At 40.2% G+C, this 23,748-nt stretch carries 23 protein-coding genes; 16 read left to right on the top strand and 7 right to left on the bottom strand.

Annotated features, from left to right (window positions below):
- Nucleotides 1–41: 41 nt before the first annotated feature.
- On the top strand, nt 42–1,595 hold the full coding sequence (locus BMY75_RS10815) for an RNA polymerase sigma factor (RefSeq protein WP_074833720.1): 1,554 nt from the start codon (nt 42–44) through the stop codon (nt 1,593–1,595).
- A 98-nt stretch (nt 1,596–1,693) separates the two neighbouring features.
- On the opposite strand, the gene BMY75_RS10810 is transcribed toward BMY75_RS10815, so the two are convergent.
- The 3 genes from BMY75_RS10810 to BMY75_RS10800 form a co-directional block, all read right to left on the bottom strand.
- A complete protein-coding gene (locus tag BMY75_RS10810; protein WP_074833717.1) occupies nt 1,694–2,890 on the bottom strand; it encodes a site-specific integrase in 1,197 nt (398 codons plus the stop codon).
- A 67-nt stretch (nt 2,891–2,957) separates the two neighbouring features.
- On the bottom strand, nt 2,958–3,161 hold the full coding sequence (locus BMY75_RS10805; protein WP_002851741.1) for an excisionase family DNA-binding protein: 204 nt from the start codon (nt 3,159–3,161) through the stop codon (nt 2,958–2,960).
- A gap of 114 nt (nt 3,162–3,275) precedes the next feature.
- Entirely contained in the window at nt 3,276–5,060 is a 1,785-nt protein-coding gene (locus BMY75_RS10800) for a hypothetical protein (RefSeq protein ID WP_074833715.1), read from the bottom strand.
- A gap of 194 nt (nt 5,061–5,254) precedes the next feature.
- On the opposite strand from BMY75_RS10800, the gene BMY75_RS10795 reads away from it, so the two are divergent.
- From BMY75_RS10795 to BMY75_RS18255, 9 genes are all read left to right on the top strand, one after another.
- Nucleotides 5,255–6,658, top strand: coding sequence for a DUF6076 domain-containing protein (locus BMY75_RS10795; protein ID WP_074833712.1), 1,404 nt, complete (start codon nt 5,255–5,257; stop codon nt 6,656–6,658).
- Nucleotides 6,659–7,107: 449 nt separating this feature from the next.
- Entirely contained in the window at nt 7,108–8,235 is a 1,128-nt protein-coding gene (locus tag BMY75_RS10790) for a hypothetical protein (RefSeq protein ID WP_074833709.1), read from the top strand.
- The gene (locus tag BMY75_RS10785) at nt 8,204–8,380 is read left to right on the top strand and encodes a helix-turn-helix domain-containing protein (protein ID WP_081350523.1); all 177 of its coding nucleotides are present in this window, start codon (nt 8,204–8,206) and stop codon (nt 8,378–8,380) included. The genes BMY75_RS10790 and BMY75_RS10785 overlap by 32 nt, the downstream gene beginning before the upstream one ends.
- Before the next feature lie 113 nt (nt 8,381–8,493).
- On the top strand, nt 8,494–9,816 hold the full coding sequence (locus BMY75_RS10780) for an ATP-binding protein (protein ID WP_074833706.1): 1,323 nt from the start codon (nt 8,494–8,496) through the stop codon (nt 9,814–9,816).
- A 102-nt stretch (nt 9,817–9,918) separates the two neighbouring features.
- Nucleotides 9,919–10,350, top strand: a complete 432-nt coding sequence (locus BMY75_RS18490; protein WP_242940224.1) for a hypothetical protein — start codon at nt 9,919–9,921, stop codon at nt 10,348–10,350.
- Entirely contained in the window at nt 10,325–11,029 is a 705-nt protein-coding gene (locus BMY75_RS18485; protein ID WP_242940223.1) for a HipA domain-containing protein, read from the top strand. The genes BMY75_RS18490 and BMY75_RS18485 overlap by 26 nt, the downstream gene beginning before the upstream one ends.
- 370 nt (nt 11,030–11,399) lie before the next feature.
- Complete coding sequence (locus BMY75_RS10770) at nt 11,400–12,167, top strand: class I SAM-dependent methyltransferase (protein WP_081350522.1); 768 nt, start codon at nt 11,400–11,402, stop codon at nt 12,165–12,167.
- 18 nt (nt 12,168–12,185) lie between these two features.
- A complete protein-coding gene (locus BMY75_RS10765; protein WP_074833702.1) occupies nt 12,186–12,809 on the top strand; it encodes a transglutaminase-like domain-containing protein in 624 nt (207 codons plus the stop codon).
- A gap of 2 nt (nt 12,810–12,811) precedes the next feature.
- Nucleotides 12,812–13,012 carry a type 1 glutamine amidotransferase family protein gene (locus BMY75_RS18255; protein ID WP_207646273.1) on the top strand — a complete coding sequence of 67 codons (201 nt, stop codon included), beginning with the start codon at nt 12,812–12,814 and terminating at the stop codon, nt 13,010–13,012.
- Nucleotides 13,013–13,047: 35 nt separating this feature from the next.
- Here BMY75_RS18255 and BMY75_RS10755 read toward each other — a convergent pair whose 3' ends face one another.
- Nucleotides 13,048–13,221 (bottom strand): helix-turn-helix domain-containing protein, encoded by a 174-nt coding sequence (locus BMY75_RS10755; protein WP_002851751.1) that lies wholly within the window; start codon nt 13,219–13,221, stop codon nt 13,048–13,050.
- A 264-nt stretch (nt 13,222–13,485) separates the two neighbouring features.
- On the opposite strand from BMY75_RS10755, the gene BMY75_RS10750 reads away from it, so the two are divergent.
- The 6 genes from BMY75_RS10750 to BMY75_RS10725 are packed head-to-tail and all read left to right on the top strand — an operon-like array spanning nt 13,486 to nt 17,879.
- Nucleotides 13,486–14,433, top strand: coding sequence for a YqaJ viral recombinase family nuclease (locus BMY75_RS10750; RefSeq protein WP_074833700.1), 948 nt, complete (start codon nt 13,486–13,488; stop codon nt 14,431–14,433).
- Nucleotides 14,430–14,966 carry a Rad52/Rad22 family DNA repair protein gene (locus tag BMY75_RS10745; RefSeq protein ID WP_074833697.1) on the top strand — a complete coding sequence of 179 codons (537 nt, stop codon included), beginning with the start codon at nt 14,430–14,432 and terminating at the stop codon, nt 14,964–14,966. Before BMY75_RS10750 ends, BMY75_RS10745 begins: the two co-directional genes overlap by 4 nt.
- Nucleotides 14,967–15,021: 55 nt before the next feature.
- A complete protein-coding gene (locus BMY75_RS10740; protein WP_074833696.1) occupies nt 15,022–16,143 on the top strand; it encodes a zinc-binding protein in 1,122 nt (373 codons plus the stop codon).
- 1 nt (nt 16,144) lies between these two features.
- Nucleotides 16,145–17,113 (top strand): class II glutamine amidotransferase, encoded by a 969-nt coding sequence (locus BMY75_RS10735; RefSeq protein ID WP_074833693.1) that lies wholly within the window; start codon nt 16,145–16,147, stop codon nt 17,111–17,113.
- A 15-nt stretch (nt 17,114–17,128) separates the two neighbouring features.
- Nucleotides 17,129–17,443 (top strand): DUF960 family protein, encoded by a 315-nt coding sequence (locus tag BMY75_RS10730; protein WP_074833690.1) that lies wholly within the window; start codon nt 17,129–17,131, stop codon nt 17,441–17,443.
- A 40-nt stretch (nt 17,444–17,483) separates the two neighbouring features.
- The gene (locus tag BMY75_RS10725) at nt 17,484–17,879 is read left to right on the top strand and encodes a hypothetical protein (protein ID WP_074833687.1); all 396 of its coding nucleotides are present in this window, start codon (nt 17,484–17,486) and stop codon (nt 17,877–17,879) included.
- 116 nt (nt 17,880–17,995) lie between these two features.
- On the opposite strand, the gene BMY75_RS10720 is transcribed toward BMY75_RS10725, so the two are convergent.
- From BMY75_RS10720 to drmA, 3 genes are read right to left on the bottom strand one after another with little or no spacing between them, the layout of a single operon-like run.
- Entirely contained in the window at nt 17,996–18,658 is a 663-nt protein-coding gene (locus tag BMY75_RS10720; protein WP_074833685.1) for a phospholipase D-like domain-containing protein, read from the bottom strand.
- A complete protein-coding gene (drmB, locus tag BMY75_RS10715) occupies nt 18,640–20,397 on the bottom strand; it encodes a DUF1998 domain-containing protein (protein ID WP_074833681.1) in 1,758 nt (585 codons plus the stop codon). The genes BMY75_RS10720 and drmB overlap by 19 nt, the downstream gene beginning before the upstream one ends.
- 2 nt (nt 20,398–20,399) lie before the next feature.
- Nucleotides 20,400–23,738: a DISARM system helicase DrmA gene (gene drmA, locus BMY75_RS10710; protein ID WP_074833678.1), complete on the bottom strand. Its 3,339-nt coding sequence runs from the start codon at nt 23,736–23,738 to the stop codon at nt 20,400–20,402.
- Between the last annotated feature and the right edge of the window lie 10 nt (nt 23,739–23,748).

Here is a 23,748-nt window from a genome sequence, read left to right as displayed (position 1 = left end):
GTACAGAAGCTTCTAAGAAACACACGAAAGAGGTAAAAGATATGAACCGTGACGAATACAGCGAACAGATAGCTCAGATGTCGAAGTCTATGTTCCGCTACTGCCTTTCGCGGACGAACAGCTACCATGACGCGGAAGACTTAGCACAGGAGATACTGCTTATAAGCTGCAAGGGCGAGAACAGTTTTCCGAATGAGAAGGCATTCTATGCGTTTGTATGGCGCACCGCAGAAAATATCCTCCGCGGCTGGTATCGCGATAAGAACAGGCACGACATTTCCGAGCTTGACGAGACGTTATCCGACGGCAGCTGGGAGTCGCTCGAAGAACAGGCAGCCGAGAATGAACAGCTCCGCCTTTTGACCCGCGAACTTTCGCATCTGAACTCGAACTACCGTCATGTCATGGTTGCTCACTACGTTGACGGGCTGTCGGTAAAGGATATCTCCGAACGATTTTTGCTTTCTCAAAGTATGGTGAAATATCTTCTCTTTCAGTCAAGGAAACGAATACGGGAGGGCGTAAATATGGAAAGAAATTACGGAAAGCTCAGCTATCAGCCGATAAATTTGAATCTCTTTTTCTGGGGCGGAAAAAACAATTACTATGACAAGTTCGATAGCAGACTCGCACAGAATATAATGATGGCGTGCTATTACGACAGGCAGAACGAGGAACAGATAAGCCTGCAGCTTGGCGTACCCACGGCTTACCTTGAGGACGATATCAGGAAGCTTGTGAAGTACGAGCTGCTCACTGAGAAGAACGGATTCTATCAGACCAATGTGCCGATCATCACGAAGGAGACCCTAGACGAGATCACTCGCGCAAACAAGCAGGCAGTCGGTGAGATCACAAAGTATCTGTCCGGGGTGATCGACAAAATGCTCATAGATGTCAAAGAACTCGGTTTTTACGGTAGCGATATGTCAAACAATTCCCTGAAATGGATGCTGCTCTCGCTGATACTTCGCCTTGCTTATGTGGATATGGCTCAGAGCGATCACGAGCCTGATTATCCAACCGATATCTTCGGGGAGAAGTGCTTCAGGTTATTTGTGGAGAACGATCCGGGGGAGAGCTCGAGCGGATTCTTAACGGGCATAAGCGCTTCCTACTGCAAGAACGGACTGATCGCATTCTGTGACGTTGCGATAAACGGAGCTATGCGTCATCCTAAAGTGACTGCGGCACGCGGTGATATGCTGTGCAGGCTGATGAATGAACAGCCGCAGACAGATAACGAAAAGCTGGTCTGCTCGGAGCTTATCGAGCTGGGACTGGCGGTAAAGACAGAGGACGGTATCAGGCCAAACTTCCCCTGCCTGACCAAGGAGCAGGGCGACGTGCTGAATAACGCTATCCGTGGTATCGGAAGGGAAATCTGTCAGGACGCGCTCTCACGCCTCGACATGATTAAGGAAATCCTCACCGACCACGCCCCAGCGCACCTTGTGGACTATGTGGGCAAACTTCCTGTGCTGCTGATCTTCAATGAAACAGAACAGATAATGCGTGAACTATGCGAAAGCGGCTGGCTCATTCCGATGAAAAGCGGTATGTCGGGAACGACTGTGATGTATATGTATGAGTGATATTAGGGTGGCACACGTTTACACTTCTGCATCGGATGAAACTCTGTCTAAGTAAAAAAAAGCCGCAGTCTGATCTGCGGCTTTTTATGTACTAACTGTCACTTGTTTTTGTCAGCGTTGTACTCATTCTCACCGAAATCCAGTGCCTTGGTTATAGCATCGCAGTTGCGGGCTTTGGCTTCCTGGAACATATGGGAATACAAGTTCAAAGTTGTTCCCACGACGCTGTGCCCCATATCGGCTGAAACTGCTACAACGTCTACGCCTTCGTAAATCAGAAGACTAGCGTGAAGATGACGCAGGGAATGAATGTTACGGAATGGTACGCCTACTCGCTCGCAATAGCCTTTCAGCCACTCAAAAGGAGTCTGGGGATTCATGGGTTCGCCGTTCCATTTGGTGAAAAGCCTGTCATGTTCCTCCCACTTGGAGCCGAGCTGATTGGCGTATTCGTCCTGTTCTTCCTTAAAGCGCTTCAGCAGATCCATTATAATCGGTGGAAATTTCGACACGCGCTTGGACTTCTTGGTTTTCGTTGTGTCTGTGTAGATACCTTTCTCCTTGGTGTACTGGGATGTCCGCCTGACGTGGATGATCTCGTTATCAAAGTCGATATCCTTCCATTCAAGCCCCAGCATCTCACTGCGACGGAACCCGCTGTATATCGCCAGCATTAGATATACCTGATATTTCATCGGTTCCCCTTTGAGACTTCCGAACAGCGTTTTCACCTCGTCTAAAGTGTAGATCTCCTTCTCTTCATTTTCACTCTTGGGGATAAATACACGTCTGCATGGGTTGTCGCTGAGCATTCCCATACGTATGGCGTAATTGAAGACATCCGAAATAAAGCTCAGATGATGAACTGCCGTTTTTCGCGAGAGCGGCTTTCCGCTGTTGTAGTTTTTGCCGTTCACTTGCATATCAGTTGTGAATGCCTGTATATCACGGCTGGTGATCTTGTCCATCTTCTTATGACCTAGAACAGGGTAGACCCTTTTGGTGAGCTGCCTCATTCTGGTGTACGATGTGGGACGAAGATTTACTTTAGCGTACTCTTCAAACCACTGTTCAGCGAAGGTCTCAAACTTTATCGATGCTGTGATCTGTCCGCGTTTGCAGTCCTCTTCAAACAGTACAGCGACTCGCTGGACTTCTTTGTCGATCTGCTTCTGGGACATTCCCGGTGAAGGTCGCCAGGTTTTGTACTGGCTTCGCTGTTTCCCATCTACTCCGTATCCGCAGGAGACTTTTATCTCGTAAGCCCCGCTTTTCAGTTTTTTAATTGATGCCATAATTATTCCTCCTCAAAATAAAGGCGCATACCCTCTGCAGCATGCTTTGGATATGCGCCGTAAGTAGTTAGGCGTTCGGACAACCCAGATAATTAAGGAAGATGTCCTTGTTGATAAGGTACTTCTTACCCGCCATGATGCAGGGTATCTGCTTGTTGATACACATCTGACGTACTCTGTACTCAGTAAGTCCGTCTACCAGTTCAGCAGCCTCCTTGATAGTCAGCATGACTATCCTGGATTCAGTTGTGTTCCTTGTGCTGTTATCCATGCTCAGCCCTCCTTTCGTATTGGTTATATTGTGTCCATAAGCACCTCGCTCTGAAGCTGGTGCTTATGGCTTTTGACAATAAAATAATGTATAAGTCCGGGCTCGGGGTATGCTCTAAGTAAGAATCTGCTTAACATACTTTTTAGCCGTTTTCTTATTGATACAGATAAAACGTTTGTTGATCTGAAAATCCGATAAAGCATGGACTGTCAGATTTTTGCCTTCGGTTTCGATAAGACAGTTCTCTTTATCCTCGTTGATATCCTTAGCTAATATTTTAGTTATACTCTTGCCGCTGAACGATTTTTCGCACTTCTTCCAAAAATGCTTCTCCAGATGCTTGGAACGTACAATGTACTGATTATTAAAACTTGAGTAGTAAACAAAATGGGGAGGAAGTTTATCGCCGTAGTCTTCTAGCTCTTGTTTGAACTGCTCTATGTCGTGTGTGACATACTTTGGATCCTCTAAAATGATTTCCTTAAGAAACTCATTTATTACATCGTATTTCCATGAATCCTTGCTTGGTTCTAACATACGCCAGGTATCTGCTATGCAGTTATCAATGCTATCGAAGAGATCTTGTTTTGAGTGATGAATTACAACATTACCATTAGTTGAGTCAATTAAACACGCTGAATCATCGTAATTATTTGTTTCAAAGTAAAACTTCAGAAAAATCTCAGCTGTTACGTGCATAATAGCGTTATAATCGCTGAGTTTACGACTGGCGGTCTTATACGAATACTGGTTCAGCAGCAAGTTCGCTGTCTCTTTTAATTCGTCAAAATTTTTAAGAATGAACTGTATAAATAGTACCTTCAATCCCATTAGATACCTGGCATTTTCCTGATACCAAGTCAGTTGCTTTTTCTTGCAGGAGGAATTCATTAAAACGAATATACATCTCCTGAGTATAGCCGGATCTTCAAAAAAGTAATCTGCTATTATAGCAAGGTTGGATTTTATTGACAGATTTTTGCCTTTATGAGCATCGTTGTTTAATCCATCCATTCTGAAGATCAACTTTGCTACTGTTTGCTTTATTTTTCGATCCAGCTCTTTAACGTCTGTTTTCCTCAGAGAATCAAGCACTACAGTACAGTTATTCATCTGAGTTGCAGTCTCGATATCGGTTAAATCGCTGTCAAGATCGAACAAATTGTAAGGTCGCTCGGGATCATTCTTGTAGACATACATTGAGAAAAAAATCTTGCACAGTTCAGTAGCAAAAGTCTCTCCATTTTTCAATAGCACAGTGACTAGATTGTACCTTGAACGTTCAGAAGGATTAATTAGGATTAAAATATAGGGAATCAGTGATGCAATGAACAGATTCTGCACAGCAGGGATATCATCCATAACTTTTTTTGCAAATTTCCAACATTCAGGACCGATTTCATAGTCTTTTAATCTGTAATCTGAATTACTCAGATAGGCTTTGATCTTGTCAGGGTAAATCAGTGTGTCACCGGTATTGAAAACACGCCAGGAATCAATTATGTTGTATCCTATAGGGAATTCATAATGTTTCACGTAGTCCATGGAGTGTGCTATCTTTGTTATTGTTGCAAAAAGTGATTTTTTAACTTTAGCAGTTAATTGAAAATCCCAAAGTACCCAATCGGGATAATAAAACTTTTTGCGTGGATCATTGAAGTCAGATCCCTTGTATACCATAGTCTCACTATACTCCGGGTGTTGGTACTCTTTATCTTTGTATAGAGTGTATTTAATTGGGATCTGGTACTCTAATGATCCATTTTTTTTGAGATTCATAACCGTGGTTAGAACCTCAAGTCTACATTTGGAAGAAATATCAATACAGTTGCTGCCTTCTTCCGTTTCCCGATTAGAGTAAGCGATGTTCTCGGCGTTCTGATAGTTTTCGTTATTCATAATGAACCCTCCCAGATTAAGTTGTTGACAATTGTCCTTGTCTGAATTATAATGATATGATACAGACTTGGCTAATGTCATGTGATTGTAGTTTATGTAAGTATTTTACCACTACTAGAACTAATATTGTACCGATAATGTAGAAAATTTATTTCAACAATAAAAATTGTCTACCAGCCAAAGGGGGATGTAGAATGACAAACAAGGAAAACGATAATTATTTAGATGACATAGATGTGTGTAAAACGCTGTTAACTTGTCCTGTTAGTTATGATAAAAACCAAGTGACTTGGATAGAAATAAAAGATAATGCCCATGAACAAAGAAGGTTGAATAGTGTAAAACTGATAGTAGATGCAATAACTATGGATTATCATAAGACTTTGGAGGAAACTCAGATTTTGTCTGCAAATTACCTCGATTTAAAACTAACTCCCAAGGAATATGCTGATCACTATTGCTTCCTTTTAAGTAAAGTACACCCGTATTTTATCGTGAATCTCACTTACTCTTCATTTCCGACTAATAACTTGACTTCCGGGGTAATATTATCGTGTTATGAGATAGTATATAAGATAATGGACTTGATAAGGCATGGGAATTATTGGATGATATATGGCGTCACTGCCCCAGAAAAGGTATTGTCAGATTATATAAGTCCTATCATCTATGAGAGGATTATAGACAAAGAATATGCGGAAAAAATAATAGGCTATTTTATAGAGGAATATAATGTTGCGATCAATGAAGTGAATTTGAGATATGATGTTAATACGCTTGAAATAACACTTGACACTTTCAAAAAGACCTTGTGTATATATGCGAATTCCGATCCGCATGAGATCAAGAGTAAGAAGGATAGTTTCCTAAAGCTGTTTATCCTGCAATTAAGTCCGGATATAAGAAAAAGGGTATTGATGATGGAAAGGTCTATTGCAGATATTAAGAAGGAATATATCTTGGGTGCAAATCTTGACCTTGATGAAACACTAAGTATTGATGATTATGAGGCAGACCTTGATTTTGATGAGTATTATTATTTTGAATTTTACACGTTTGATCAACTGCTTTATATGTATCTGATCCAAATTCTTGACAATGAAATTAAAATAAAAAGATGTGAGTCATGTAAGAAGCTGTTTATTGCCTATAGTCTTAGGGAAAAATATTGCGATTACAAAATAAACGGTTCAGATAAGACGTGTCGATCGTTGGCAGCTCAGGAAAAATATAACAGAAAATGCAAAAGTGATCCGGTGATTGAAAAGAAACGTAAGATACAGAAACGTTTCAGTAAAAATGCAGCGTCAACTGAGGACGTAATTGATAAGGATCTTTTTAATGCAGTAAAGAAAAGTTACTACCACTATATCGATATGATAATAGGGGATTATAATTCTGGAAAACTAACACAGGAGGATACATTAAATAGGTTTGAAAAGTCTTATAAAGAGGTACTTAAATTAATTAATACTAAAGCGAAATTTAAGCCGTCCAGAGAAGAGAGAAAACGTGCAAGTAAAGAAGAGAAGATGGAACTGGAGAATGATGTCAGACTTATAATGGAAAAATATATAGATATAAAAACCACCAAATAGAAAATTTTCCTGGTTGAAATTATATTTTGGTGGTATAATAACTATATATTGTAATAAGAACAATAATAGTTAATAGATCTATTGGCTTATATTGAAGGCTAACTTAGCTTAGATATGGCGATTGACTTAATATGAAAGCAGTAGCCTGTATTTCATTTCTACAAAGCCATTCATTCTCTTGGAGTTAGAAAAAACATTTAGAGATGCAGTGTATTAATTTATAATCAAACCACGATGCTCTTCACAGGGCATCTTTTTTTTGCATATATATAAGCGGTAAACAAAACCACGTTTTGGCGATAGAAAAAAGGTAGCCCCCATACCCCCACGATCAATATTATAATACTTGTTATGTAAAAAAATAATAAATTATAAACTATAGTACTAATAGGTAATAATAAGCTATTATTTTACAACATTGTTATAATAATCAGATCGGAGGAATTATAATGAATAATTACTTTGTACATACCTTTGAATTGTCGTACCGAACGACACTAGACGACATATTAGAATTGACTGACCATAAGCTTGCCAATATAAATGGCGAGTATAAAAGCACTAAGTATACAGATCGAGGATTGACTATCGTAAGTCGAAAATGTAAAAAGGAAGGCAAAGACGGAAAGGGAAACCATAAGCTGATCCTGATCGTAAATCCAAGCAAACTGATCGAGCCCGGTACATTTTCAAATAATATAACGTGCGGAGACGATTTTGAAATGGCTTTAGTTATACTGGATAGGATGATAAGCCATTTATTCACGGAACTTGAGTTAGATGACTTTAAACTAAGCAGGATAGATATAACAAATGACATCCATAATGTACCTGAAAGCATTATTCAGGGATATATACTTATAATGCGTAAAATGTCGTTAAGCAGAGGCTACAGACCCAATACTGAACTGGAGGAAAATACACCTGAGTTCAGGTGTGAGGATTCCTTTAATGTGTGCAATGTATCTCAGGGTGCTGAGTTTGTAGTGTATAACAAGCACCGTGCATCAATAGATCAGGGTTATCCTCAGGAGGTATTATACTCATTTGAAGAAACTATGCGTGTTGAATTAAGATGCAGCCGCAGGTATATCAACAGGAAGACTAAAGGTCTTTCAACAAGTGATGCACTCTTGTTTATGTATCTGAGTCGAGCTGATCTGGTAAAAGAGTTTTATGATGCGATGTTCAGGTATCGCACCGACCTCTGCTATGTATCTGAAAGATGGCAGGGGCTATTGATCGAAAAATGGTTTGGCGGAAAAAAGAAAGCCAAGAAGTTGATTGACTATATCAAAAAGCTGTCGGAAATGGACATCCATTCAGAGACAGCATTGTATGACAGCTATAATACGAAGAAAGTGCGGATCAGAACACCATCAGTACTAAATGATATCGGTTTTTCACCGATCCCTATCCAACAGGATACAGTCTCATATATGTCACCACTTGACACAGTTTTAGGGTTTACTGATAAAAAGGTAAAAGATAAATGCTATAGGATCATAAAACACAGTAAAGGCAGAAAGAAGGTGATTTTCAGATATGAAGACTACAGATTATCTTACTATAGCTGAGGCAGCAGAAATACTGCACGTTAGCAAGCAGAAAGTCTATGCTATAGTAAAAACGGGTGAATTAAAGGTCATTAAGCTGGGACCCAGATCAAATAGGATCGCAAAAAGCAGTCTTGAAGAGTATATTAAGGATAAAACTAATTGATCGGATACGAAGCATATATTTTGAAATTTATCTAATTTGTGCATTTCAGTGCATAAACTTGACAAGAATAAATTTTTATGCTATGATAATACTATTGAAAGGAGGACAGAACCATGATAGAAAATAAAGAACTCAGGAACAGACCGCAGTATCTGGATAAGCTAATAGGCTTTCAGGATACCGAACCTGTAAAGGTAGTAACAGGAATACGCCGCTGCGGAAAGTCCAGCCTGTTAAAGCTGATGGTGAGACATCTGCTCGAAGAGGGCAAGTCGGAAGATCAGATAATACAGATGAACTTTGAGTCATATGACTTCAAAAACATGACTGTGGATGATATTTACAGCTACGTTAAAGAGCGTATTGTGCAGGGCAAAAGGATGTATCTGTTCTTTGATGAGCTTCAAAGAGTGGAAAAGTGGGAAGATGCGGTCAATGCTTTTCGTGTTGATCTGGACTGCGATATCTACATCACAGGCTCAAATGCTTATCTGCTGTCCTCCGAATATTCGACTTATCTTTCGGGAAGATGTGTTGAGATAAAAATGTTACCACTGTCGTTTGTGGAGTTTACGGACTTCTATGGCTTTGAAGTAAGAGAAGTCAACAGTGCTTTGGGAGGCACACGAAAGCTCGCATACGATAAGAATGGTCAGCAGTATGATCTGCGTGAGATATTTGATGCGTATATGCGCTTCGGCGGAATGCCCGGTATCGCAGATATAGGACTGGATCAGGACAAAGCACTTACGTTGCTTGACGGCATATATTCCACCGTAGTTATCAGGGATATCCTTGAACGTGAAAAGCGCAGAGGTCAGAAAAGTATAACTGATGCTTCACTTCTGCGCAAGATTATAATGTTCCTTGCAGACAATATCGGAAGTAGTGTTTCGGTATCGTCTATCGGGAATACACTTGTGAATGAGGGTCTGCTGAATGAAGAAAAAAGAAAAGGCAAGCCAAGCGCACATACGGTTTCGGATTATGTGAATGCCCTTACAGAAAGCTATTTCTTCTACGAGATAAAGCGCTTTGATATCAAGGGTAAGGAATATCTGCGTACCCTCGGCAAGTATTATATCGTAGACATCGGTCTGAGAAATTTCATGCTGGGCTTCCGTGACAGGGATACCGGTCGTGCTCTTGAAAACATAGTTTATTTTGAACTTATGCGAAGAGGCTACGATGTGGCTATAGGTAAGATAGACAATGCTGAGGTGGATTTCATAGCAACAAAAGCAGATGACAAGCTGTATGTCCAGGTCACTGAGTCGATGACAAGCGAATCAGTCAGAAACAGGGAACTTGCTCCGCTTATGAAGATAAGGGACAACTACGAGAAGATAGTGCTGTCCCTTGATACAGGACTTGAAAGCTCATTTGAGGGGATCAAGTCATTGAATGTACTGGATTGGCTTTTGAAATATAGTTGATGAAAACCTGTAATGAGGACTTTTTTCACGGAAAGCTGATCTTTAAGCGCACTTTTCTTGACATGAAAACAAATGATATAATGAGCTAAAGGTGGTGAGAACATGTTCAGGTATAATTTAATGCACAAGAACAAGATCATTGCTAAAGTCAAAGACAGCAAAGTAACAGCTGTTTTCGACAAGGCTCTTTGCCCTGACTGTATTTTTGTTGATGCTGACCTTGAAGTGTGGCTGAAAAGCAGAAGCATTGATACTCACCGTTCAAATTCCCGAAGGCTTTACCAACGTCTTGGATTGCGCACCGATGCGGATATTGATGAGATGATAAATATCGGTCATGGTATAACAATAACAGATAACTGGTGGATACAGCGCGAAGATGAGTCACTGGATTACTACTCACTTAAACAGTACAATGAGGAGCTTGCTGATATTTCGCTTTTCGGCTTTTCTGATAAGTGTAAAGAGAAATCAAAAGGCTACACCCAGCTTGGCACGATCGGAAGCTATGAAAAAAGCATGGCGTTTTATTGACGGAGCATGGTATATGTTCAAACTGGGAAGTAAAACAGAGCTAATATCGGAATACTATGCGCACTGCTTTCTTAAACATTTGAATGTAAATTGTGCCGATTATAAAGTTGAAAGACATGTGCTCGAAACAGGTCTTGAACAGGAATGTATTGTCACTAAGGATTTTACGCAAAACGCGCAGTATGATTTTGAACCATTTTTCAACTATTTCAATGAGAACGAGGATCCCGATTTTATACTGACAAGATTAGCACAAGCGGAGCAGAATGATGTTATGTTGAGGCTTACCGAGGATTATGTTAAGATGTGCTATTATGATGCACTTCTGATGAACGTTGACAGACATAATCTCAACGCAGGATTTCTGAGGGACAGCCAAAATGGTAATATTATTTGTCTTGCACCTAACTTTGACTACAATCTGTCACTTTCTGCGGCTGTATCCTTGCATTTCAATGAAACTAATGCAGATCTTATGAAGTTTTTCACCGAAAACGATAGGCTTTTGGAAGTAATGGGTCCTCTTATGCCCCGCAGGGAAGAGATAATATCTGCGGTTGAATTTGCGGAAGAAATGACGAAGAAAGCCTTTCCGAATGACAATTTCAAGTATTCGCTGTTCAGTGATTATATCATCTCGGCTTACGATTATTGCCGCAAAAAAATATGTAGTAATTGAAAGGGGCTGTTGCACAGCTTTCCCGCCGCTGTTTTCGGCATTTCACCGAGCAGCTACGCGGCTCGTTTCGTGTTTTTATGCTTATCAAAGTGCGATTATGCGCGAATCACGGTTACGCTGTTCGTGCAACAGCCCCATCTTTTTTCGCGCTTTCACGGAGTTGCGAAGCAGCGCCGTGATAAATAAACCCTGTAATTATGCAAAGCTGTACCAGCCCATTTTATCATCATTCTCCTGCTCCCCGGTCAACCATAATAGCTATCAGACCATACAGACCTTTGAAAAGCTGTTGACTCCCGGACAAATATATGATAGAATGATAGCATACAGATCGTAACGCTGGCGAGAGGCAGTGCTGCTTTAAAGCCGCATGAAAGGAGATGTTACCATGTCAGATACCAAAGAAACCATAGCCGCAGCAAAGGAAGGCTTTGAAGCGGCCTTCGCTGAGAAAAACTTCTATGCCAGACAAACCCAGGATGATACGCAGCTGAATGCGATAATCGACTTCCTTCCTGTAAGACCCGGGATGAAGATACTCGACCTGGGGGCGGGGACAGGGTATCTTACATTTGCGATAGCCAAGAGTTTTCCCGATGTTACTATTGTCGGCCTGGATATAGTTGAAAAGGCTCTGGAAAACGACCGCAGGCGTGCAGCTGATGAAAAGCTTGACAATATCAGCTTCTGCGTATATGACGGAGTGAATTTCCCCTTTGCGGATAAGAGCTTTGATATGGTGGTATCGAGATATGCGCTGCATCACTTCCCGGAGATAAGGGCGAGCCTTTCGGAAATATCCCGGGTGCTTACGGATGAGGGTTATCTGTTCATCTGCGACCCGACCCCCAACGATAACGACAAAGACGGTTTTATAGACGAATATATGCAGGTCAAGCCCGATGGTCATATCAGGTTTTATTCAGCAGAAGAGTGGAAAGAGCTTTGCAGGGAAAGCGGTCTGTTTCCTGCTGATTCTTTCAAGAGCAGTATCCGTTTTCCGAGAAAAATGGAACAGGCCTATCTCGATATTATGCGGAAATATGACCGTGATGTTGTCGAAAGCTACGATATGAAGATCATCGACAAAGAGGTATGGGTCACGGAATGGGTCAATAATATGCTGTTTTGCAAATAAGTGAAAGGACGCTACAGAATGGATATTACGGTTTATTCCGATAAGATTGAGGATTATCTTAATTGCTCCGATGCAATAGATTATTCCGATCAGGCTGTTTCAGAGCTTGCTGACACATTGTTCAATAAAGCAACAGATGAAACAGACTTTGTAAGAATAGTCTTTGAATATGTGCGTGATAACATATCACACTCGGCGGATATAAATGCAGATGAGCTGACCTGTTCGGCATCGGAGGTCTTGAAAGCGGGACATGGGATATGCTTTGCAAAATCTCACTTATTAGCTGCGATACTGCGCTGCAAGGGAGTCCCCGCAGGATTCTGCTATCAGAAGCTGATACTGGACGATGACGTCGCACCCATCCTCATTTATCACGGTCTGAACGGAGTATATATAAAGTCTGTCGGCAGGTGGATCAGGCTTGACCCAAGAGGCAACAAGCCGGGCGTGAACGCGCAGTTTTCTCTCGAAACAGAGCAGCTTGCATTCCCGATCCGTCCCGAGAAGGGAGAACGAGACGGCCTGACGGTCTATCCCGAACCCGCACCTCTGATAGTTTCAAAATTTGATAAGTACAGTTCAAGAGAGAAATTATGGGATGATCTGCCGGATGAACTGGGTTATATAACGGAGGATTAAACATGAAAGTATTGCTTTTTCTTGCTCAAGGCTTTGAAACAATGGAGGCGAGCGTTTTTGTTGATATTATGGGCTGGGCAGGTGTCGATGCTGTTACCTGCGCTCTGCGAAAGACGGTCACAAGCACTTTCGGTGTGTCGGTCAACGCGGAATGGGTGATATATTACAATGTGTTATATTGTTCTGGCTTTTCACAAAGGTAAGGAGGCTGTTGCGGTGTGCAACAGCCTCTTTTTGTCTATCTTCTCATAATAAAATCGATAACACTATACTTGTATATCCTCCATCTGTTGCCGATCTTGAATCCCTCCAGTTCACCTGAATGAAGATATTTCAGCATAGAATTTTTTCCGATCTTCAGAAGTTGCATACACTCCCTGGGTGTAAGGATATCCGGTACTTTTTCAAACATGATAAAACTCCTTTCGTAAGAAAAATGTTGGTTTAAAACGGTTTGTTATGTGTTATTTAAGTGTTCAATAAACCGTACACTTTTAAAAACGCATACCGGAATTTTACAGCTATACATTATCCTTTTGTAAACCATTGGTTTAATAAACAGACAGGAGGTTTTATTAATGAAAACAAAAGGTATCATGATGCTGGTAAGCTCGGTGCTGCTGAATGTCACAGGCAGGCTGATCCTGAATGCGCTCAAGAAGAAGGTGAGATGAACATGAAAGCAAAAGTATTTGCAGATACATCTGCAATGACCCGTGAGGAGTGGCTGAAATACCGTACAATGGGTATAGGCGGCTCGGATGTTTCTGTTATCGCAGGGATAAATCCCTATCGCTCTGTTTTTCAGCTGTGGCTTGAAAAGACAGGTCAGACCGAGCCCTGTGAAAACGGTAATGAGTGTACACATTTTGGTACAGTTCTTGAACCCATAGTAAAGCAGGAATTTACCGAAAGAACAGGCATTGCTGTTTCAGAGCCTAAGTACATCTTTCAGCACCCCGACTATCCTTTCATGTTCGCAAACCTTGACGGTGTAGTCAACGTTGACGGAGAAGAATGTATCTTTGAAGCAAAGACAGCATCAGTATACAAACAGAATGAGTGGAACACAGGCGTACCACCGGAGTATATGCTGCAGATACAGCACTATATGGCGGTGACAGGACTGAAAAAGACCTACATAGCCGCTCTTATCGGCGGTAATCATTTCGTGTATAAGACAGTTGAGCGTGACGATGAAATGATCGCTGAAATAATCGAAATGGAACGCAGATTCTGGGAAGAAAATGTCCTGGGCGGAGAAGAACCTGTACCTGATGGTTCCGAGGGTACAACATCATGGCTGAACGAACAGTATTCCGAAAGCAACGGTGAGAGCATAGAACTCCCCGAAGAGACTATTTCCATCTGTGATGAGTATGAAGATATTTCCGAACAGATAGAAGCATTGTCAGCAGAGAAAGACGCTCTTGGCAACCGCCTGAAAGCTATGCTCAAAAATAATGAGACAGGTCTGGCAGGGAAGTATAAGGTCAGCTGGAAGACCGTAAATTCATCCCGCTTTGACAGTACAAGGTTCAAGGCAGAGAATCCCGAGCTGTACGGTAAATATGTAAAACAGTCAAGTTCACGAAGATTCGGTATATCGGGAGGTGCTACATGAATAATCTGAGCATCAGACTTCTTCGAGCTGATGAGATAGAGTGTCGTATAGGTACCATAAGCGATAAAGGACTGTCCCTGCTGCTTTACACAGATGCCCGTGCAGATATGAAGATACTGGACGAGACCTTCGGTGTACTGGGATGGAAAAGATCTCACCAGAGTATAAACGGAAATCTCTACTGTACCATCGAACTCTGGGACGAGGATAAAAAGCAGTGGATATCCAAACAGGACGTGGGAACTGAAAGCTATACCGAAAAGGAAAAAGGTCAGGCTTCGGACAGCTTCAAAAGAGCATGCTTTACTGTAGGCATAGGAAGAGAATTATATTCTGCTCCTCATGTATGGGTGTCAGCCCAGAAGTGCAGGATACAAAGGCGCGGAGATAAGTTCGTCTGCTTTGATAAATTCTCTGTTGGACATATCGTGTACAGCGATGAACGTGAGATAGTCGGGCTCACTATAATCAATTCCGATACAGGTGAAGTGGTCTATAACGGCTACAAGAGATCACAGAAGAAAACAGCATGAGTTAAGCCCCTTGGCGATGATCGTCAAGGGGCTTTTTGTATTTGGAGGAACTTTTATGAATGAGATCTATGAGTGTGCAAACTGCGGATGCACCATTGAAAATGAGGAAGACCTTTACGAAGTTGAAGATCAGATAATATGTGAAGACTGCTTCAACGATGAGACATTTACCTGCAGTCACTGCGGAGAAAGATTTTTCTACCGTAATTCTGTATCCGATGATAATACAGCTATATGTCAGAACTGCTATGACAACTACTACCGCCGATGTGAACGATGCGGGTGTATCATCCATGATGATAATGTGTACTGGGACGGTGATTATCCCTATTGCAGTGACTGCTACGATGAAGAAGAACAGTGCAGGCATATCCATGATTACGGATATAAGCCTGTGCCTATCTTTTACAGATGCAGTGATGAAGGTGAAAATGTCCGCTGTTACGGAGTTGAGCTGGAGATAGACAGGGGAGGGAAGGACGATGACAACGCAGATACCCTTGAAAGCATAGCAAACAGGGAAGAAGAGATCCTGTACATAAAATCGGACGGTTCTCTTGACGAGGGTATGGAGCTTGTAAGTCATCCCTGTTCTTTATATTTCCACAAGTATGACTTCCCCTGGGAAGAGATAATGAAAAGGGCAGTACGTCTGGGATACAGGTCACACAACACAAGCACCTGCGGTCTTCATGTGCATATAGGCAGGTGTTCCCTGGGTAACACATACGAACGTCAGGAAGATGTAATAAGCAGGATACTTTTCTTCTTTGAGAGCCACTGGAACGAGCTTTTCAGATTCAGCAGACGTTCCGAAGAATCTGCCGAACACTGGGCAGCGAGACACGGCTATGAAGATCGTCCCAAGGAGATACTTGAAAAGGCAAAGAAGAGCAGCAAGGGCAGATATGCCTGCGTGAACATAACCAACATCAGCACAGTGGAGATAAGGCTGTTCAGAGGTACGCTGAAATGGAATACCTTTATGGCATCTCTGGAACTGGTTGATGCTATATGCGAGAATGCTATACGTCTGAATGATGATGAACTGCATAAGCAGTCATGGGCGGATTTTGTTATGGATATAAGTCCCGAATACACGGAGCTTATATCTTATCTGAAAGAGAAAAGGCTCTATGTAAATGAGCCGACAATTATTGATGAGGAGGATAATTGATATGTGCGCTATATTTGGATTTGTGAACTACCGTCATGCAGTAAGCGGAAGGCATCTGAAAGAGCTGGTAAACAGGCTGGCAGTTGAATCGGAAGTAAGGGGAACGGATGCAACGGGAATAGCTTACATCAAAGAAAATGAGCTGAAAGTCTACAAGAGACCGAAGCCAGCCCACAAGATGAGGTTCTATTTCCCCGAGGATACTACCATACTCACAGGTCACACCAGAATGACAACACAGGGCAATGCGAAATACAATTACAACAATCACCCTTTCACAGGACACACTGTGGAGGGTGATTTTGCTCTATGTCACAATGGTGTTTTATTCAATGACGATATTCTTCAGAAGGATGAAGATCTGCCGAAGACACAGATAAAGACAGACACCTATGCGGCTGTACAGCTGATCGAAAAATACGGCAGTTTAAGCTTTGAGACCATAGCGAAGATGTGCGAGACAGTTAAAGGTAATTTCGTGTTCACCATCCTTAATGAGGACAATACACTATATCTGGCAAAGGGAGATAATCCGTTGTGCATCGTACATTTCAAACAGCTTGGTCTGTATGTGTATACCTCTACTAAAAAGATAATGGAAGAAGTCATAGAGAACACTTTCCTGAAAATATACAAGTTCGACTTTATAACTTCCGAGGAAGGAGAGATAATTCGCATAGACAAGAACGGTGAGTTGATCAGGAGCAAATTTGAGTTTGAGGACTATTATGCTCTTGAAAGGCACTGGAATTACGCATCATACGGTCATCACCCGGATTATCTTTACGAGCTCTGCAATCTGTTCGGGCTGACAGTGGACGATATTTCTCTTCTGTATGAAATTGGTTACTGCGATGAAGACATTGAGATGATGCTGGATGACAGGGAGTATCTCAATATGTGTCTTGAAGAGGCTAAGGACTACTACGGTGACTGGCTTATGGAAGAAAGCTATGGTGTTAAGGTTTAGTGAAAGGAGATAGCTATGGTTTACAGATTTGACGGAAACAAGTATATTACAAAAGGAATAGAAGCGGAGATACCGCCTGCCTTACAGGTGATGATGTTTGAAAGCCTTGCGTTAATGGAGCGCAAGGCTGGAGAACTGGACAGGCTTCAGGTATTTAAGTTGACTACGACAGAAAAAGACGGTACCTTCCTGCTTAACATAAGGCATGAACAGGAGATACCGGAAGCTTTGATGGATTACTTTATGCCTGTGGATGCGGCGATCAATACTAAGGTCTATATTATTGATGATGTGGATCATGTTACTATGCTGCTGGCGGAGGAATACTGAATAGTATCTATGCATCATTATTTTGGAAAGGGGTGATAAAATGGTAGTAATGAACCCTAAAGGTGAGGTAGTTATCGCTCATCACGGCAAAAAGGAACTACGTGTAAAGTTTTGCAGAGACGGGATCCGAGCGCGTTCTGAACTTGGGTACAAGTCCTTTTATCTGTACAATAAAGATTTGTTTGTCAGGTCAACAGAAAGCGGTTATGTAAGTGAAAACTTGCAGTTTTCGCTTGTAAGGATCGAGAGATTCCTGATGAATGCTATGAAAATAATCGGTGCCGGGTTTGAAGAAAATGCTATACCCTCCGAATCCCATAAAGCAGCGGTTTTGATTATGCAAAATGTAAGCGATACTGAAATGACTTCGATCGAAAGATGGGCTGACTTTGACAAAAAGGTTGACCGTTTGGGCGGATGGTTTGGGAATTGGTAGAAAAAATACAGAGGCTGTGAGCAACAGCCTCTGTACAATTATAAAGCTAGGCGATATGAAATCTTCACATAATGAGTAAATAAAAATTGTTTATATAATGTATGTATATACTACTGTTATTTTAGTTCAACAAACGTTTTTTTGAATACAAGCTGTACAAAAACATCTTTGACTTGTTTTGCAATTTGTTCTGATTCAATTAATGTACCAAGTTCAATATTTCCTTCTTGACCATGATACGATAGATTAGCCGATGTAATTAATGTTTTTTTCTCATCTACTGAAATTACTTTAGCATGTAAAGCAGACATGGAATCATTGTTAGCAGAGTAATTATATACTCGCATAAACTTTCCTTTGTACCTATTTATCTTTTCTACGTTCTTCTGACTTTCAAAATCATTGATATAGAATTCAACGAAAACACCTGTTTGACTTTTATATATTATAATGTCTATCAAATCGTTGAAATACTCTGACAAAGAGTAACCCGTTATCAAGATGCTTTTCTTTGCCCCATTCACCATCGATTTTACTGTATTCTTAGTTGATTTTGCTTTGATTGAAAAAGTTGGTGGTGCTGTTACTGCAAGAGATATCTTTTCTTTTGATTTCATTTCTTTCATCGATAGGATAAGATCTGAAATCTCTTTAGCTTCTTTTTCATTCAATGATGGATACCTCTGTTTTACAGCTTCTATTCTCTTAATATTTTCATGAGTGTAAGATTCAAGATATTCGCTAAGAAACAAGTCAAGATTCAGATTTCCAGTTGACATAGATCTACCACCAATTCATTAAAATAGGCTTGATTTTCTCTGTTAGCAATAGGAACAACTAACGCTCTGTCAAGCATACGGTTTCCGTTTTCACATGCAGTTTCGGAAATCATACAACAAGAATGACAAGCCGCTCCGTTTGAATTATTGATTGCTGGCGTATTATTAAGACACTCAGGATCATTAGTACAGAGCAATGCTTCTTGAAAAGCATCTCTCATTAGTGTTAGCAGTTTTTTAACCGTTCCAAGTTCAACTAATCCGCCAAGTGAACCTTCTTTATCCGAACTACCCGTATAGAGAAGTATTCCACTCATTGTATCACCAAAATAAATCCTTTCGCGTATTGCTGCAGAAGAATATCCTGATGACATTGACATTTGTTTGATCAGCAAATGAGCAAATGTGTGCATCAAAACATATACTGCATTTCTTGGAATGGTAATTTTCCATTTCTTTTCATTGCAAAACTGAGTATAGCTTTCTTCGTATTTACGAGATACAGCTGAAACAGAAGCTATACTAAGCCAAGACTCCAAGGTATCTTTATTGAATTCAATAAAGATACCTTCGCCATTAACTTCCGCTGCCGGAAGCCACTTTTCGGTTTTGCCTTTATTTAAGTATACAATATTCGCTTGAACATCCGCATCAGGGTCTGGCGCATCTACTCTTGTAAATCCAAGCAGAACACGTACTTCTCTTAGTCTTGTAATTCTAATGATTCTAGAAAAGTATTTTTTAATTGTATATGGAAGATCTTCTTCCTCTGCTTTAAAATGTTTCTTATTTGAAGCATAAGCAGGATCATTATGATGAGTTATGGCATCATACTCCATCTGTTTGATTTCTTTGAATTCTGTGATATTCTTTTGTCTTCGTTCTAACGCTGAGTCAAATTCCTGTTTTGTATAATTCTCGGCAAAGTACATCTCATATATTTTCTCTATACCATCATTTCCCATCAACTTTTGAGCTAACTCTATATCACGAAGATGTTCATCTATCAGATTAAATAATGGATTGATCCAAGGTGGAATAGATATCGCACTTCTGCTGACTGAAAAGTAAACATTAGATGCACCACGTTGAGATGGTATCACGGGCTTATTACAGTTTTCTGGTCTGGAGTTAGGTCTGAAAGGATGATGCCCGGGACATTTTATTCCTATAAAATTATCTTTTTGAGTTGCTCCGCTCATGCTTCGTTTTGCACCACATGTTAAACATTCTACCCACATATCAGCTAATGTGGACGAATTACCAATAGAATACATTCTTAATTTTGGATTCTTACATACTGTATTTCCATTATGGACCCACCAATTCCATGGGAAATCATTCATATGACCATCTTCGCAGATAGTAATGAAACGAGAAGGGTAAGCAGTTTTATGACATTCAGGACATGTAACTCCAAATCGAAGATAAGCATCAAGTTCAAAGTTTTCACGAACATCAAATAATCTGCCACATTTAAAATTTGAACATACATGTATGTACGGGAATGATGTTACCGGAATATCTCCATGATAGGACGTCCTTGGCATATAGAAACAGTTTACTCCAAGGTATGATGCTAATCGACCATCTATGATTTTTTTGCCTTTATCCGCCCAGTAATTTGTATCAAGAACTGTAACAGAGTCTTTTATAGCATCTACTATTGCTCCAGGACCAAAAGTCGTAATAATCTGATTAGGACGTAACTCCCCGAGTTTATTATTATCATAAGCCATTATTAGTCCTCCGTAAAATAATACATATTTGCTGAGTTTTCAACTTCTCGCATAGAACTCAGTGTTGCTTTTTCAATATCTGTACAAATCTCACCGTAAAAATTCATAAGTCGGTTATACTTATCAGTCTTATATACATAATAACGAAGCTGTTTAGATTGAGCAGCCAGCATTTTCCATTTATCAATAAACTGATTGATTTCTTCATCAGCATCATCTCGTGCTGATGGTTTTATAATATTCAGACGATCAATAATAAGTTGTTTAACTTCATTTAACTGTTCTTCGGAAAGAGCATCTATGTTAGATGCTTCAGTATTTGTAGCTAGATTCGGATACTTTAATCTAATCGCTGATATTATTATCGCATGCATAACTCTGTCACGAGCTCTTGCAGAAAAAGGCGTAGCAGTAGTACCTTCTACAAAGCGATATAACTGTGAATGATAACCCGTAAAATTCTCATAATGCGACAGATCTCGTGGACGATAAGGATTATATAAGGTTATTACTAAGCCTGGGAAAGAACGACCAATACGGCTTGTAGCCTGAATATACTCAGAATTCTGTTTAGGCTGACCTGTTACAACCATTAATCCGAGTCTGTCAACATCCATACCAACTGCGATCATATTTGTTGCAATTGCAGTATCCAGACATTCCTTATCCTCAAACCTTGTTTCAAGTTTCTTTAATTGTTCCGGTATCTTGAAGGATGACATTCGAGATGTTATCTCGACATTAGCACTTCGGTAAAGATATCTTACTTTACTCATCTTATACTTCTTCTTAATACGATTGATTCTCTTTGGAATGTCGTCCTGAAGTAATCTTACAGCACCGCCTAATTCTCGTATACTGTTATAATAACCTACCAAAGTATAATACGGATCTATTACCTCTTTATATTCGTCCTGTAACGACAAGTCATATGTTGTTTGAAGCACTATAGCATAAATCCTGAGAAGAGCTGTTTTTACAGATTGTCCAGCTGCACAGATACCAACATATTTTCTGAAAGGATTTTCATTAACAGGTATCTCTTTTATAAAGAAACTATCACCTATTTCAAATCCATTCGGTGGAAACTGCGAAGTTTGATTTCTGCCATATAGACACTTCGTTTGCTCACTGGCATTTTTTATCGTCGCAGTTGAAACTACATACTTAGGATAAATTTTCTGACCATTGAGCGTATATGTACACATGTCCTCTATTATTGTTTCGTATGCACCATATACCGTTCCTAATGGTCCGGTAATTAAATGCAACTCGTCCTGAATTATTAATTCAGGCGGAAGAAACGGCTTGACCGATAATAATGTTGACGCAGGCAGCTGATTAGTTCGGTTATGCTTGGAATGAGCATCGCCTATCGCAACACAACCATCTCTGCTGCATACTCGATCTATTCTTCCAAAAATACTATTAGTTTTTACATCCCATGGTAAACGTGCAAATTTATCGACCGTGGATAATATTATAGTAGGACACTTAGCGTATATCTCTTCATCAACAAGATATACCGGAATGGAAATCTTATCATGAGGTTTGTACTTATAAAAAAGACAAGTAGGATCTCCGCAATATACTTTTACAGACTTCTGCTCATGTTCAATATAAAAATCATCTTCTGTAAGAGGTTTCCCGCAAAACGGACATGTCAGAAGCTGCTTATAGATAAGGTTCTTCTGTCTTCTTGCCTCACCTGGATTTTCAGAGTTTTCTTTTAAATCTTCAAAAGAATTTGGTGTTACACCGCCTCCGACCCAGAATCCAATGCTTATTGGTTCATTACCGTACTTTGGGTATTCTCTTCTCCTTATCATTTCAGCTGCAATAACCATCTTGGTAATACGATCACGTTGCTGAGTTGTAAGTAAACGAAGTGTGTAGCGGAGTATTGCAGTAACTCCTCCATCATGATTATACTGATCGTTTTCCCCTGCTCTCAAACGCCTATTGGCAATAACAAAAGCCATAAGTCCGAGATAAGCTTCGGTTTTTCCTCCGCCTGTTGGAAAGTATAATAAATCAACTACTTTTCTATCCTTATGATTAGGATCAACGATAGCAGACAGATTCATCAGAATAAAGGCTATCTGGAAAGGACGCCATCCAAAATTATTATCAGGATTCCTAGGATCAACAAAATCCTTAAAACTGCATTCTATACCAGCACCATGTTTTTTTGCATAATTGGATATATTTCTTTGAAGGATCATGCATCGATTCATAAAGCAAAACGCTTCAAATGATATTTCATCATCAATAAGAAGTTTTATTCCTTCACGAATACGTTCTAATGAATCATTACATTTCTGAATAACATCTTTTCCGATTTTATCAGCAAAATCAGGCTCTGACATCTTGGAATCGTTAATTAGCTTCTCGTTGATCCATTGTTCATAAGAATTTGCAAGTACATTCAGCTTTTCTATTATTTCGCTTTTCTTCGTCTTAACAGAAAGTGATCTCATAGAAAAATAGAAATTATCAAAGCCATCCAATGAAGCGCTTACTCCCGGAAATTCGTATTCAGGAATAAATGCAGATTTAACATATTCGGTCCTTCCATCATTAACTTCTCCCCAAACAGCAGCACAACCTCGACCTCTTCCCAAGATTGGTCTCTGTTTAAAGTAAAACTCATCTGAAGCAAGAACTTCACGACAAATATCTTCAGCTATAAACGGGGACTCACAATCTTTAGAAGAAGCCGTGATCTGAACCTGAAACATCAGAGTTTCAAGCTGATCTTCAGAATTTCTCCTTTTGTTGATCACGTATGCAGTAACAAGTGAATAGCCATTTTTCAATGTAATTTTTGAAATATGAACAGAAACATTTGAATCAGATATCAAAGAGTATTCCTTAGTTCTTTGAATATCTGAAAGATCAACATTTATGATTTCTTTCATAGGAATTCTGGAATAAGTCACTGCATTTATTGTTTTACCCTCTGCATTTTCCTTCGGTGTTATTTTTTTATTATAATCGCCCCACGAAATCTCTATCTGCAAAGATGGCAACTTGGTTTCAACATAAAAACTAATTCCTATCGAAGACGGTGGTGTGAAACGAGTAACTGTAATCGGTTCGTTATCATCATCTTCTCCAGCGGTAAAATCTCCGGCGTCATAATCAAAATCAGTATCAATTTCCTGATCATCAGCTACAGATTCATTATCATCTTTTTTCGGAGCAAGGACACCTACCAAATAAGCAAATTGAGGATTTTCATCCAATACTTCATTTTCATACATTGGTCCGATAAGATCTGTCTTTAATGCTTCTATTATTTTTTGCCTGACTTCCGAATATTTAAATCTATCCGCCATAGTTATTCCT

The organism is Hominimerdicola alba, from assembly GCF_900109655.1.
GTDB lineage: Bacteria > Bacillota > Clostridia > Oscillospirales > Ruminococcaceae > Hominimerdicola > Hominimerdicola alba_B.
The sequence above is the reverse complement of the archived record's forward strand: the minus strand, read 5'-3'. Positions and strand labels throughout refer to the sequence as shown.